At 71.1% G+C, this 13,929-nt stretch carries 12 protein-coding genes and 1 rRNA gene; 12 read left to right on the forward strand and 1 reads right to left on the reverse strand.

Translation table 11 applies throughout. The features are described 5' to 3' along the window. The 12 genes from rrf to ACFV04_RS40695 form a co-directional block, all read left to right on the forward strand. Positions 1–92: ribosomal RNA gene (gene rrf, locus ACFV04_RS40640) — 5S ribosomal RNA — on the forward strand; the annotation flags it as partial. 98 nt (positions 93–190) lie between these two features. Further along, positions 191–811 (forward strand): CDP-alcohol phosphatidyltransferase family protein, encoded by a 621-nt coding sequence (locus ACFV04_RS40645; protein WP_380536114.1) that lies wholly within the window; start codon positions 191–193, stop codon positions 809–811. 124 nt (positions 812–935) lie between these two features. Beyond that, positions 936–3,431, forward strand: coding sequence for a sugar phosphate nucleotidyltransferase (locus tag ACFV04_RS40650; RefSeq protein WP_380349797.1), 2,496 nt, complete (start codon positions 936–938; stop codon positions 3,429–3,431). A gap of 178 nt (positions 3,432–3,609) precedes the next feature. Further along, on the forward strand, positions 3,610–4,710 hold the full coding sequence (locus tag ACFV04_RS40655; RefSeq protein ID WP_380349795.1) for a DUF881 domain-containing protein: 1,101 nt from the start codon (positions 3,610–3,612) through the stop codon (positions 4,708–4,710). Further along, positions 4,707–5,039 carry a small basic family protein gene (locus ACFV04_RS40660; RefSeq protein ID WP_030062488.1) on the forward strand — a complete coding sequence of 111 codons (333 nt, stop codon included), beginning with the start codon at positions 4,707–4,709 and terminating at the stop codon, positions 5,037–5,039. The genes ACFV04_RS40655 and ACFV04_RS40660 overlap by 4 nt, the downstream gene beginning before the upstream one ends. A 316-nt stretch (positions 5,040–5,355) precedes the next feature. Beyond that, on the forward strand, positions 5,356–6,297 hold the full coding sequence (locus ACFV04_RS40665) for a DUF881 domain-containing protein (protein WP_380536116.1): 942 nt from the start codon (positions 5,356–5,358) through the stop codon (positions 6,295–6,297). A gap of 226 nt (positions 6,298–6,523) precedes the next feature. Further along, entirely contained in the window at positions 6,524–7,405 is an 882-nt protein-coding gene (locus ACFV04_RS40670) for an FHA domain-containing protein (protein WP_360257985.1), read from the forward strand. 179 nt (positions 7,406–7,584) lie between these two features. Continuing rightward, positions 7,585–8,277 (forward strand): MerR family transcriptional regulator, encoded by a 693-nt coding sequence (locus ACFV04_RS40675; RefSeq protein WP_380349803.1) that lies wholly within the window; start codon positions 7,585–7,587, stop codon positions 8,275–8,277. Between the two features lie 97 nt (positions 8,278–8,374). Then, on the forward strand, positions 8,375–8,851 hold the full coding sequence (locus ACFV04_RS40680) for a bifunctional nuclease family protein (protein WP_030062493.1): 477 nt from the start codon (positions 8,375–8,377) through the stop codon (positions 8,849–8,851). Between the two features lie 223 nt (positions 8,852–9,074). Next, positions 9,075–9,719, forward strand: coding sequence for a MerR family transcriptional regulator (locus tag ACFV04_RS40685; protein ID WP_360257987.1), 645 nt, complete (start codon positions 9,075–9,077; stop codon positions 9,717–9,719). A gap of 93 nt (positions 9,720–9,812) precedes the next feature. Beyond that, positions 9,813–10,541, forward strand: coding sequence for a vancomycin high temperature exclusion protein (locus tag ACFV04_RS40690; protein WP_380536119.1), 729 nt, complete (start codon positions 9,813–9,815; stop codon positions 10,539–10,541). A 69-nt stretch (positions 10,542–10,610) separates the two neighbouring features. Next, a complete protein-coding gene (locus ACFV04_RS40695) occupies positions 10,611–12,020 on the forward strand; it encodes a DNA polymerase IV (RefSeq protein WP_380536121.1) in 1,410 nt (469 codons plus the stop codon). 199 nt (positions 12,021–12,219) lie between these two features. On the opposite strand, the gene ACFV04_RS40700 is transcribed toward ACFV04_RS40695, so the two are convergent. Further along, entirely contained in the window at positions 12,220–13,716 is a 1,497-nt protein-coding gene (locus ACFV04_RS40700) for an MFS transporter (protein WP_380349780.1), read from the reverse strand. Positions 13,717–13,929 lie beyond the last annotated feature (213 nt).

The following is a 13,929-nucleotide window of genomic DNA, read 5'->3' on the forward strand; positions in this document are numbered from 1 at the left end:
CGCCCGGTTACATTCCGAACCCGGAAGCTAAGCCTCACAGCGCCGATGGTACTGCAGGGGGGACCCTGTGGGAGAGTAGGACGCCGCCGAACAATTCTTCGAGAGAAGCCCCCGCCGGGTGAACCGGACGGGGGCTTCTCTGTTGTATGGTCAACGTGCATTGTCCTCACACGGTACAGGAGGCCCCCGGGTGGAGGTCCAGGAGACGCGGGTCCAGACCGATCGCGTCCTCACCATCCCCAACCTGCTGAGCATGGGCCGGCTGGTCGGCGTTCCGATCTTTCTCTGGCTCATTCTGTGGCCGGTCTTCGGGGGGCCCAACAATGACGGTTGGGCGTTGCTGATCCTGATGCTCAGTGGAATCAGCGACTACCTGGACGGAAAGCTCGCCAGGCGGTGGGGGCAGATCAGTCGGGTGGGCCAGCTGCTGGACCCGCTGGCCGACCGGCTCTATGTGCTGTCCACGCTGGTCGGATTGACCTGGCGTGAGATTCTGCCGTGGTGGCTGACGGCGATTCTGCTGGCCCGGGAGGCGTTCATCGCCGCGCTGCTGCCCATTCTGAACAAGCACGGCTACGGGCCGCTGCAGGTGAGTTTCCTGGGGAAGGCCGCCACCTTCAACCTGATGTACGCGTTTCCGCTCCTGCTGCTCGGCAGTGTGGACAGTTGGATCGCGCGGCCGGCCGAGGTGGTGAGCTGGGCCTTCATCTGGTGGGGGACCACGCTGTACTGGTGGGCGGCCATTCTGTACGCGGTTCAGGTGCGGCAGATCATCAAGGGGCGTCCGGCGGGCTCGGCGTCCGCAGTCTGAGACGTGATCTGAGAGAAGCCCCACGCTCCACCGGTGCGTCGGACGATACCTTCCGGGTAGAGAACCCTCTGGAACGGTTTGATGGACCTGCTGGTCCACCACCGCGAAGGAGGACGCACCCGTAATGAAAGCCGTTGTAATGGCAGGGGGCGAGGGCACTCGACTCCGCCCGATGACCTCCAGCATGCCGAAGCCACTGCTTCCGGTCGCCAATCGGCCGATCATGGAGCATGTGCTTCGGCTGCTGAAGCGGCACGGCCTCTCCGACACCGTGGTCACCGTGCAGTTCCTGGCGTCACTGGTCAAGAACTACTTCGGTGACGGTGAAGAGCTGGGCATGCATCTGACCTACGCCCACGAGGAGACACCTCTGGGCACGGCGGGCAGTGTCAAGAACGCCGAGGACGCGCTCAAGGACGACTCCTTTCTGGTGATCTCCGGTGACGCGCTGACCGACTTCAATCTCTCCGAATTGATCGACTTTCACCGAAGCAAGGACGCGCTGGTCACCGTCTGCCTCACCCGGGTGCCGAATCCACTGGAGTTCGGTATCACGATCACGGACGACGACGGCAGGGTCGAGCGCTTCCTGGAGAAGCCGACCTGGGGGCAGGTCTTCTCCGACACGGTGAACACGGGTATCTACGTGATGGAACCCGAGGTCTTCGACTACGTCGCGGCGGGTGAGTCCGTCGACTGGTCGAGCGACGTCTTCCCCCAGCTGTTGAAGGAGGGCAAGCGGGTCTACGGATACGTCGCCGAGGGCTACTGGGAGGACGTCGGCACCCACGAGAGCTACGGCAAGGCCCAGGCGGACGTCCTGGAGGGCAAGGTCGAGGTCGAGCTGGACGGGTTCGAGATTTCGCCCGGAGTCTGGGTCGCCGAGGGGGCCGAGGTGGACCCCGAGGCGGTGCTCCGCGGGCCGCTGTACATCGGGGACTACGCCAAGGTCGAGGCCGGCGTCGAGATCCGCGAGCACACCGTGCTGGGCAGCAACGTGGTCGTCAAGCGCGGCGCGTTCCTGCACAAGGCCGTGGTGCACGACAACGTGTACGTCGGGCCGCAGAGCAACCTGCGGGGCTGCGTGGTCGGCAAGAACACCGATGTGATGCGGGCCGCGCGGATCGAGGACGGTGCGGTGATCGGGGACGAGTGCCTGGTCGGCGAGGAGTCGATCATCGGGGCGAACGTCCGGGTCTACCCGTTCAAGACCATCGAGGCCGGTGCCGTCGTCAACACCTCGGTGATCTGGGAGTCGCGCGGGCAGGAGCACCTCTTCGGCCTTCGCGGCGTGTCGGGCATCCTGAACGTCGAGATCACCCCGGAGCTCGCCGTCCGGTTGGCCGGGGCCTACGCGACGACGCTGAAGAAGGGTGCCACCGTCACCATTGCGCGTGACCACTCGCGTGGTGCCCGTGCGCTCAAACGGGCGATGATCTCGGCCCTGCAGACCTCGGCGATCGACGTCCGCGACCTGGAGAACGTGCCGATGCCGGTGGCCCGGCAGCACACGGCCCGGGGGAGCGCGGGCGGGATCTTCCTGCGGACCACCCCGGGGGTGCCGGATTCGCTGGACATCCTGTTCTTCGACGAGCGCGGCGCCGATCTCTCGCAGGCCGGGCAGCGCAAGCTCGACCGCGTCTACGCACGCCAGGAGTACCGGAGGGCCTTCCCGGGCGAGATCGGGGACCTGACCTTCCCGTCCAGCGTCTTCGATTCCTACGCGGGCAACCTGCTGCGGGCGGTGGACACCACCGGGGTCCGGGAAGCCGGGCTGAAGGTGGTGGTGGACACCGCGCACGGCAGTGCGGGCCTGGTCCTGCCGAGCATCCTCGGCCGGCTCGGGGTGGAGGCGCTCACCGTCTCCAGCGGGCTCGACGAGGCGCGGCCGACCGAGGACGCGGAGACGCGGCGGGCCGGACTGGCCAGGCTCGGCGAGCTGGTGGCCTCCTCGCGGGCAGCCTTCGGTGTCCGGTTCGACCCGGTCGGTGAGCGCGTCGCGTTCGTGGACGAGCTGGGCCGGGTGATCGACGACGACCGGGCGCTGCTGGTGCTGTTGGACCTGGTGGCGGCGGAGCGACGCAGCGGTCAGGTGGCGCTCCCGGTGACCACGACGCGGATCGCCGAGCAGGTCGCGGCGTACCACGGCACCCAGGTGATCTGGACCACGACGACCCCGGACGACCTCGCGAAGGCGGCCTCCGCCGAGGGCACGGTGTTCGGTGGGGACGGGCGCGGCGGCTTCGTGGTGCCCGAGTTCAGCGGGGTGCTGGACGGGGCCGCAGCCTTCGTCCGGCTGGTCGGCCTGGTGGCGCGGACCCAGCTCACGCTGAGCCAGATCGACGCGCGGATCCCGCAGGCGCACATCCGGCGCCGGGACATCGCGACGCCCTGGGCGGCCAAGGGCATGGTCATGCGTTCGGTGGTGGAGGCGGCCGGCAGCCGGCGGCTGGACACCACCGACGGTGTCCGGGTGGTCGAGGCGGACGGGCGCTGGACGCTGGTGCTGCCCGATCCGGCCGAGGCGACCACCCACCTGTGGGCGGAGGGCCCGGACGACGAGGCCACCGAGGCGCTGCTGGACGAATGGGCGGCGGTGGTCGAGGGCGCCGGGCGGTGACGACCCGGAGCCGGTGACGGTACGGCCCCGATCGGCGGGGCGCACGGCATCGTTCGTGCGCCCTGCTGTCCGATTTCACCTCATTCGGAATAATCCGCCACTTCCGTCATGTGTGCGCCGTGTGTGCAGCTCAGGGGCCGTGCACGGGCCCCCTCGTCGTCGTGGGACGATGGTCCGCATGCCAGCAACACCGACGCCGAGTGCCCCGAACGGGCGGTACAACCGCCCGGACGCCTCGATGTCCCTGCTGACCAACGTGATGGACCACAGCCTGGACGAGGGCTACGCCGAAGCGGCCGCCGCGCGGGGCGGTGCCCACGACAGCCGGATACCCGGAACGCTCCGGGGACTGCTCACGCTGGGCGCGGGTCTGGCGCTGGTCGGAGCGGTGGTGACGGTGGGCGCGGTGAACGCGCACAAGGCCGAGCCGTCGCTGGCCAAGGAGCGGGACGCGTTGATCCACCGGATCAACGACAGCAACACCGCGGCCGACCAGATGCAGAAGCAGGTGCAGGAGCTGCGGCGCAAGGTCGACAGCACGCAGCAGCAGGCGCTCGCCTCGGGGGAGGGCGACACGGGCGGTCTGACCGGCGCCGTGGGGCTGGGCGAGGTCACCGGGCCGGGCATGAAGCTGGTCCTGGAGGACGCCGCGGGGACGGGAGCGGGCGGCAACGTCGACCCGCGGGCGGGGCAGGGCTTCTCCAACAGCGGCCGGCTGCGGGACCGCGACCTGCAGCTGGTGGTGAACGGACTGTGGGGGTCGGGGGCGGAGGCCGTCGCGATCAACGGGCAGCGGCTGACCGCGCTCTCCGCGATCCGGGCCGCGGGCGAGGCGGTGCTGGTGGACAACCGGCCGCTGGTGCCGCCGTACAGCATCCAGGCGATCGGGGACGGGCCGAAGCTCCTCACCGCCTTCGAGAACGACATGGCCGGGCAGTACCTGCGGCTGCTCCAGGAGAAGTACGACATCAAGTCGACGCTCTCCACGCAGAAGAGCCTGACGCTGCCGGCGGCGGTGGGGGTGACGCTGCGGACCGCGCAGCCGGTCACGCCCGAGTCCTCGTCGGCCGCGAGCCCCCCGGCCACGCCTGCGGCGGGCGGAACGTCCTCAGCCGGCCCCGGAACTCCGGAGAGCCCGGGCGCGTCCGTCTCACCATCGGCCCCACCGGCTTCACCATCCGCTTCACCAACCGCGACCAGCGGTGGTCCGACCCCCAAGCGGCGTCCGTCGACCGGAACCGCCAAGACCACGACAGGGACAGGAGCAGCCAGACCGTGATTGCCGTACTGGGTCTTGTGATCGGGGTGGTCGTCGGCCTCTTCGTCCAACCCGAGGTGCCTGACGCCGTCGTGCCCTACCTGCCGATCGCGGTGGTCGCGGCGCTCGACGCGGTGTTCGGCGGTGTCCGGGCAATGCTCGACGGGATCTTCAACGACAAGGTGTTCATCGTCTCGTTCCTGTCGAACGTGGTGGTCGCGGCACTGATCGTCTTCCTCGGTGACCAGCTGGGCGTCGGCTCGCAGCTGTCCACGGGCGTGGTCGTCGTCCTCGGCATCCGCATCTTCTCCAACGCGGCCGCGATCCGCCGCCATGTCTTCCGTGCCTGAGTCGGGCCGCACGGCGGCGGAGGAGGAGCGGGAGCCGGAGGCGCCGGTGGCCGCGCGGACCGCTGAGCGGACCGTCGGGAAGCCGCCTGCGCAGCCGGACCGGAGGACGGCTGAGGAGAGGACCGAGGAGACGGCCGGGAAGGCCGTCGAGGAGGTCACCGAGGCGCCCGGGCCGGAGACGGGCGCGGACACCCGGCCGGCTGCTCCGGCGGACGCCGACGGGTGTGCCGAGGATGCCGGGGCGGCACCGGCGGAGGAGGAGTCCGACGCTGAGGCTGAGCTTGAGGCCGCCTCGACGCCCGAGCCGACGCTCAGGTTGCTGAAGCCGGTCCTGCCGGAGCGTTCACCCGGGCCGGAGCGCGCGCCCGAGTCGCCGGCCCGGCCGGTGCCCGCGCCCGGGCCGGCCGCCCGGGCCGCTGCGGCCGTCGAGCCCGCGCCCGCCGTCGTGCCGGAGTCCGAACCCGAGCCGGAGTCCGAGCCCGAGCCGGTCGCGGAGGAGGCCGTGGCGCAACCGCCCGCCGCCGTGGACCGCAGCGCCGGTCGGCGGCGCCTGCAGGCGGCGCTGTGGCCGCCGCGGTTGTCGCGCGGACAGTTGGTGGTGGCGCTGCTGCTGTTCTCGCTCGGCCTGGGGCTCGCGATCCAGGTGCGGTCGACCAACGACCACCACAGCCAACTGCGCGGGGCCCGCCAGGAGGACCTGGTGCGGATCCTCGACGAACTGGACAGCCGTCAGCAGCGTCTCCAGCAGGAGAAGGCGGAGCTGGAGCAGTCCCTGGCGAAGTTGGAGAACAGCTCCAACCAGGCCAAGGAGGCCCAGGAACAGACCAGGAAGAAGGTGACGGAACTCGGTGTTCTCGCCGGTACCGTCAAAGCCACTGGTCCGGGCATCGTACTCACGGTCGATGATCCCCAAGGGCAGGTGAAGGCAGATATGCTGCTGGACACCCTGCAGGAACTTCGAGCGGCGGGGGCGGAGGCGATTCAGATCAACGATGTGCGCGTGGTGGTCAACACCTACTTCACCGACCTGTCGGGCGGTGGGGTGCAGATCGACGGGAAGAAGGCCTCGCAGCCCTATCGGTTCACCGTCGTGGGGAACCCGCAGGATCTGACACCCGCGCTGAACATCCCGGGAGGTGTCGTCCGCACGCTGGAGAGCCACCAGGCGCGGGCGACGATCACCCAGCAGCAGAAGGTGGTCGTCGACGCCCTCGTGGATCCGAAGACGCCGCAGTACGCCAAGCCGGCATCGAAGTGACGAGGCGTCCGACGAACGGCCCGTCAGGGGTCGGCGGCACCCGCTGCGGGGCGTCGCCGTCACGTGGGCGAGACTGGTTCACACCAGTACGCTCCGGAGCAACAACCGCAGCACCAACTGTCGGAGTGCCACTCCAGCGGGCCCGAGCCGCAACCGGTTTCGCAGCCCGTCCGAGGTTCTCACCCTGCCCCGCGGGCGGGTCTGTCACACGCAAGGGGATTCGCCCGTGAGTTTCTTCTCGAAGTTGTTCGGTCGCAACAAGGACCGTGACGCCGCCGCCGTCGAGGCGCCCACCGCGCGCCACCGCCGGCCGGAGGACGAGCCCGCGGTGCCGGGCATGCGACCCGCCCCCGAGGCCGCTCCGTACGCCGGACAGCAGTTGTTCCGGGACGGCGGCGCCGCCCAGTACGCGGGGAATCAGGCGGGCTACGGCGCGTCGGTTGACCCCTCCGGCGACCCGCGCATAGGTTTCCCGTCAGGACCCTCAACCTCTGGTGGAGGGTTTGCCCCGGACCCGTACGCCGGGCACAACCCGTCGGGTGTGCCGCGCCAGGAGGCTGTGAACATGGCTGGCTCCTCTCCGTGCCCCAGGTGCGGCAACCAGAACCCGGCCTCGGCCCGGTTCTGCTCCAACTGCGGCACCGCCCTGCGCGGCGGTCTGCTGCCCGAGGGGGCGGCGGAGACCACGTCGACCATCTCCATCTCCGGCTTGGAGTCGTACGACCCCAACACCACGACCGGAACCGGTGCCACGCCGGCCCTGTCGGCCGAGGTGCTGTCGGCGATCGACGCGCTGCCGCCGGGCTCGGCGCTGCTGATCGTGCAGCGCGGCCCGAACTCGGGCAGCCGGTTCCTGCTCGACTCCGACGTCACCACGGCGGGGCGCCACCCGCAGGGTGACATCTTCCTGGACGACGTCACGGTCTCGCGCCGCCACGTGGAGTTCCGCCGCACCCCGGCCGGCTTCAGCGTCGCGGACGTGGGCAGCCTCAACGGCACCTACGTGAACCGGGAGCGGATCGACGAGGTGTCGCTGAACAACGGCGACGAGGTCCAGATCGGGAAGTACCGGCTGGTGTTCTTCGCCGGCCACAACCGGGGGTACTGAAACCAACGTCGGCAGGAGCCCGAGTGAATACGAATACCCCTTCCTCTTCTCTCGGGGCGGCCACCCCAGTCCCGTCCGGTCCGCAGGCGGACCGCGGCGGGCGCGGGGTGGTCGCGGGCCCCAGGCAGCCGGTCCGCGCGGAGCGGCCCGCCGGGCGGCGCCGCGGCGGTGACGAACTGCTGAGCATCGGCGCGGTGCTCGCCTTCCTGCGCGACGACTTTCCCGAGGTCACCATCTCCAAGATCCGCTTCCTGGAGGCGGAGGGGCTGGTCGAGCCGCAGCGCACGCCCTCCGGGTACCGCAAGTTCAGCCCGGCCGACGTCGAGCGGTTGGCCTACGTCCTGCGGATGCAGCGGGACCACTACCTGCCGCTGCGGGTGATCCGCGAGCACCTGGACGCCATCGAGCGCGGCGAGAGCCCGCCGGCGCTGCCCTCCGCCGACACCCGGCTCGGACCGGTGGAGGAGGCGGACCGCGAACTGGTGGCCTCCGCCGACGTCCCGTCCGGGGTCCGGCTGGGGCGCGCCGAGCTGCTGGCCGCCGCCGAGGCCGGCGAGCGGGAACTCGTCGAGTGGGAGTCCTACGGGCTGGTCGCGCCGGGCCCGGACGGCGGGTACGACGGCGAGGCGCTGCAGGTGGCACGGCTGGTCGCGGAGCTCGGCCGGTACGGCCTGGAGCCGCGACACCTGAGAGCCATGAAGGCGGCGGCGGACCGCGAGGTCGCGCTGGTGGAGCAGGTCGTGGCACCGCTGCGCCGGCACCGGAACCCGCAGACCAGGGCCCACGCGGAGGCCACCGCGCGGGAGCTCGCGACGCTGTCGGTGCGGCTGCACGCCGCAATGGTCCAGGCCGGTCTGCGGACCCGCGGGTAGCCGTACGAACGGCCTCCGGACACCGGGGGCACCGCGCTGACCAGCGGCGTCTGCTCTGCGCTTTCATATCCGGGACCGGAGCCATAGGGTTGCCTGTGTGAATGAGCTCGACGTCGTGGGTGTCCGAGTGGAGATGCCTTCCAACCAGCCGATCGTGCTGCTGCGGGAGGTCGGGGGAGATCGCTACCTGCCGATCTGGATCGGCCCCGGCGAGGCGACCGCGATCGCCTTCGCCCAGCAGGGCATGACGCCGGTGCGCCCGCTGACGCACGACCTGTTCAAGGACGTCCTGGAGGCGCTCGGCCAGCAGCTCACCGAGGTGCGGATCACCGATCTGCGGGAGGGCGTGTTCTACGCCGAGCTGGTGTTCGCCGGCGGCGTCGAGGTGAGCGCCCGGCCGTCCGACGCGATAGCGCTCGCGCTGCGGACCGGCACGCCGATCTACGGGAGCGAGGAGGTGCTCGCCGAGGCGGGCATCGCGATCCCGGACGAGCAGGAGGACGAGGTCGAGAAGTTCCGGGAGTTCCTCGACCAGGTCTCGCCCGAGGACTTCGGGGGCGGCGGCCCGCAGTAGCGGGGCCGCGACTACGGCTGTTCGGCTCATTCGTTTTGCCAAAAACCGTCGACCTACCCACACTAGGGGCACGAAAAACCACTCTCCTGAGTGACGTGGTTTGTCTGGCCCGGCGTGGCGATCGTTGACGGGTCATAGGGGACTGCCTACCGTCAGGAGTGGCTGTCCGGGTGGCCGATGCCCGCAGTCGGGTTGCCCGCAGCACAAGTGGACGGAGGCAAGCATGAGCAGCACCGGCGATGACGCGGCCGTGGGAGGCCTGTGCGCCGTGCACGTGCCGCGCACCGCTCGCACCGTCACGGACCTGTCCCGGGTGGGCAGGTTCCCGGCCGTGCAGCCGGGGCAGCCCGCCATCGAGCGGCTGGCCCCGACATCCGAACTGATCGGCTACCGCGGCCCGACGGCCTGCGCGGCGGCCGGCATCACCTACCGCCAGCTGGACTACTGGGCCCGCACCGGGCTGCTGGAACCCAGCGTCCGGACGGCGTACCCGGCGACCAGCCAGCGGCTCTACAGCTTCCGCGACGTCCTGCTGCTCAAGATCGTGAAGCGGCTGCTCGACGCGGGCGTCTCGCTCCAGAACATCCGGGTCGCCGTCGCCCACCTGCAGGCCGCGGACCAGGCCGACCTGGCCGGGATGACGCTGATGTGCGACGGCGCGACGGTGTACGAGTGCGCCACTCCGCAGCAGGTGGTCGATCTGCTGAAGGGCGGTCAGGGGGTCTTCGGCATCGCGGTGGGAGCGGTCTGGCGGGAGCTGGAGCTCACCCTCGGGCGGCTGCACGCCGAACGCACGGACACCGGCGAGACACTGGTCGGGCAGGACCCGGCCGACGAACTCGCCCAGCGGCGCAACCGGGCGGTCTGAGCACCGACTTCGACGGGGCCGCGGGCCCGGACGGGGAACCGTTCGGGCCCGCGGCCTCGTCGTGTTGCCTGGAAACGATCGAGGGAGGGGCACGTGGGGGTCGGCACCGGGATATCGGGGCTGCTGCGGCGCAGGGCCGGACTGCTGGGGACACGGCTGCGGCAGCGGCGGACGCAGCGCAGGGTGTTCCAGGTCGGGACGGTGCTCTGCACGCTCGCACTGGCACCGAGCGCCTGGGTGTGGATCTCGGCGGGCGACCGGGTCGGCACGGTGGAGAGCGCGCCGTCCGCGCCCGTCGCGGTGGTCTTCGGCGCCGGGCTGGACCAGGGCAAGCCCTCGCCGTACCTGGAGCACCGGCTGGTCGCGGCGGTCGACCTGTACCGGGAGGGCAAGGTCCGGGCGATCCTGGTGACCGGCGACAACGGGCGGGTCGAGTACGACGAGCCCGACGCGATGTTCACGTACCTGACCGGGCACGGGGTGCCCGCCGAGCGGGTGGTCCGGGACTACGCCGGCTTCGACACGTGGGACTCCTGCACCCGCGCGCACCGGATCTTCGGGGTGGACCGGGCCGTGCTGGTCAGCCAGGACTTCCACGTCCGGCGGGCGCTGGCGCTCTGCGAGGCGGCGGGCATCCGGTCGTACGCCGTCGGGGTGCCGGAACTGCACGACGAGACCTGGCTGTACGGCGGGCTGAGGGAGGTGGCAGGGGCGGGCAAGGCGGCGGTCAACGCCTGGCTGCGGCCGGACCCGGTGTTCCTCGGGCCCAAGGAGGACGGCATCCGCGAGGCGCTGGCGAGCGCGGCGGCCAAGCAGCCGTAGGCGGGCGGCCGGGCGGGGCGTCCGGCCGGGTTCGTACGCACTGTCGGACCCGTGCGCGATGATCGGCGGGTGCGATCACTGCCGAGCATCATCCACCTCGACATGGACGCCTTCTTCGCGGCGGTGGAGCAGGCGGCCAAGCCGAGCCTGCGCGGCAAACCGGTGATCGTCGGCGGGCTCGGCGGGCGGGGGGTCGTCTCCACGGCCTCCTACGAGGCACGGAAGTTCGGGGTGCACTCGGCCATGCCGATGGCGCAGGCGCGGCGGCTCTGTCCCAACGCGGCTTTCCTGTCGGGCCGTTTCGAGGCCTACCGGCAGGTCAGCGAGACCGTGATGGGCCTGCTGCGGGAACTGTCGCCGCTGGTGCAGCCGCTCAGCCTGGACGAGGCCTTCGTGGACCTGGAGGCCGGTCCGTACGGCCCGGTGCTGGCGGAGACGGACCACGACACCGGCGAGCGGCTGGTGCTCGCGCTGGCGGAGGACCTGCGGGCCGACATCCAGCGGCTCACCGGACTGACCGGTTCGGTGGGGGCCGCCGGGTCCAAACTGATGGCCAAGATCGCCTCCGAGCAGGCCAAACCGGACGGCCTGGTGCTGATCGAGCCCGGGCAGGAACGGGCCGTGCTCGGGCCGATGCCCGTGCGGGCGCTGCCCGGGATCGGGCCGGCCACCGAACAGGTGCTGCGCAGGGCCGGGCTGAACACCGTCGCCGACCTCGCCGAGGCGGGCGAGACGGAGCTGGTCCAGCTGCTCGGACGGGCGCACGGCGCCGGGATCCACCAGATGGCGATAGGACTGGACGAGCGGCCGGTGGTGGCCGACCAGGACGCCAAGTCCGTCTCGGTGGAGGACACCTACGAGGTGGACCTGGCCGACCGGGAGCGGGTGCTGCGCGAGGTCGAGGCACTGGCCGCCCGGTGCGTGCGGCGGCTGCGAGCGGCCGGGCGCTCGGGGCGGACCGTGGTGCTCAAGGTGCGGCGGTTCGATTTCTCGACGCTGACCCGCTCGGAAACGCTCGGCGGACCCACGGACGACGAGTCCGTGATCACCGCGACCGCACGACGGCTGGCCGAGCAGGTGGACATCACCGGCGGGGTCCGGCTGCTCGGCGTCGGTGTCGCCCAACTCGCCGACTACACCCAGGAGGACCTGTTCGCGCAGGCCCTGCGGGAGGAAGCGGCGGAACACGCGGAGGCGGCGGAGGAGGTCGAGACCGCCGAGGAGGAGCCGGAGGCCGTCACGGTGCGGCGGTGGATGCCCGGACAGGACGTCCGGCACGCGGAGTTCGGGCCGGGCTGGGTGCAGGGCAGCGGCGTCGGGAGGGTCACCGTACGGTTCGAGACGCCCTGGAGCGGGCCCGGGAGAGTGCGGACCTTCGCGGTGGACGACCCGGCGCTGGAGCCGACGCGGCCGCTGCCGCTACGCCAGGACGCGGACCCGGACCCGGACACGGACGGTGGGGCGGACGACGGGCGCTGAGGGGGCGACGGGGGCGAGGGGGGCGCCGAGGGGCGGGGGGACGGACGCGGGCGGGAACACGAAAGCGGCCCCACCCGGTGGGGGAGTACCGGGTGGGGCCGCATCACCGTGCCGGGCCCCGTACGTTCGTGATGCCCTCGCGACGTACGGAGACCGGGGCCCCGCGCCCTGTCCCTGAGCGCGGGGGCCGGACGCCTCGTCAGGCGTCGGTCTTCACCAGCTCGTCGCTGGAGTCCTGCTGGGCCGAGCCGCCGACGACGGTCAGCGGAGCGGCCGACTTGGCACCGCGGATCAGGAACGGGACGACACCGGCGACCACGCAGACCACGGCCGCGACCCAGAACGCGTGCTTGTAGGCGTCGAGGGTGGGCAGCGTCAGCGGGATCTGCGGCGGCAGCTTCATGGTGTCGCCGGTCAGGATGGCGGCCATGACGGCGGTGCCGATCGCGCCACCGACGGTGCGCAGCACCGAGTTCATGCCGTTGGCGATACCGCTCTGCTCGACCGGGACGGCGCCGTTGATGTAGGCCGGCATCGCGGCGAAGGCGAGGCCGACACCGAGGCCGAAGATCGCCGAGGCAGTGTAGATGTCGCCCTCACGGCTGTGCCGCAGGGCCAGGTAGGCCATCGCGACGGCGCCGAGGACACCACCGAGGACCAGCGGCAGACGCGGGCCGCGGCGGGCGATCAGCAGGGCGCCGAGCGGCGCGGCGACCATCGAGCCGATCGCGGACGGCAGCAGCATCACACCGGCGTGCAGGACCGTGGCGGTGAAGCCGTAGTGGGTCAGCTTCTCCGGGGTCTGGGCGAAGTTGCTGATGACCATGAACGAGCCGTACATGCCGAAGCCGATGAGCAGGCCCGCCAGGTTGGTGAAGGCCACGGCCGGGCGGGACATCATCTTCATGTCCACCAGCGGGTGCGCGACCTTGGTCTCGATGACGCCCCAGACCAGGGCGACGACGGCGGCGACGGCGAACAGACCGAGGGTCTTGGTGGAGGTCCAGCCCCAGTGGTTGCCCTGGCTGACCGCGACCAGCAGTGCGGAGAGCCAGCCGGCCAGGGTGAGGGCGCCGAGCGGGTCGGCGCCGCCCTCCTTGTCGGTGACCGGGTCCGACGGGACGCGGAAGGCGACCAGGGCGATCGCGATCAGGCCGAAGACCAGGCCCATCCAGAAGATCGACTTGTAGTTCCAGTGCTCCAACAGGACACCGGTGGCCACCAGGCCAAGGCCGGAGCCGACACCCATCGAGGCGCTGATGGCGGCGACGCCGCCGGTCACCTTCTGCTTGGGCAGCTCGTCGCGGACGATGCTGATCGCCAGCGGCATGACGCCACCGCCGGCGCCCTGCAGGACGCGGGCGACGACCAGCCAGGTGAACGAGTGGGTGCTGACGGCCAGCGCCGAACCGGCGACCAGGCCCGCCAGCGAGATCAGCAGCATCGGCTTGCGGCCCCGGAGGTCGCCGAAGCGGCCAAGGAGGGGAGTCAGCACGGCTGCGGAGAGCAGGTTGGCGGTCATCAGCCAGGTGACGCTGGAGGCCGAGACGCTCAGTTCCTTGGCCAGCGAGGGCAGGATCGGGACGACCGCGGTCTGCACCACGCTGAACGACAGCATCGCCAGGATGAGGGCCGGCAGGACCCGGGCGCTGCTCTGCTTCTCGGCCGCGGTGGTGGGCTGGGGTGCCTCACTCACGGTTGCTTCCTCCCGTACATAGTGAATGAACTGAAGTAACCATGCAGGGAGATACTTCAGAGTGTCAAATATCGAGCGGTTAAGCTTTGGCAAAGGAGAAGAGTCGGGGCTTCCGGGGGCGCCTGCGGCGGGCTGCGGGTGCGGGGTGGGGGCGCCTGCGGCGGGCTGTCGGGGGTGGTGCGGTGGGCGGGGGAAGAGTCGGGGGGTAGGGTG

The organism is Kitasatospora sp. NPDC059599, from assembly GCF_042735125.1.
GTDB lineage: Bacteria > Actinomycetota > Actinomycetes > Streptomycetales > Streptomycetaceae > Kitasatospora.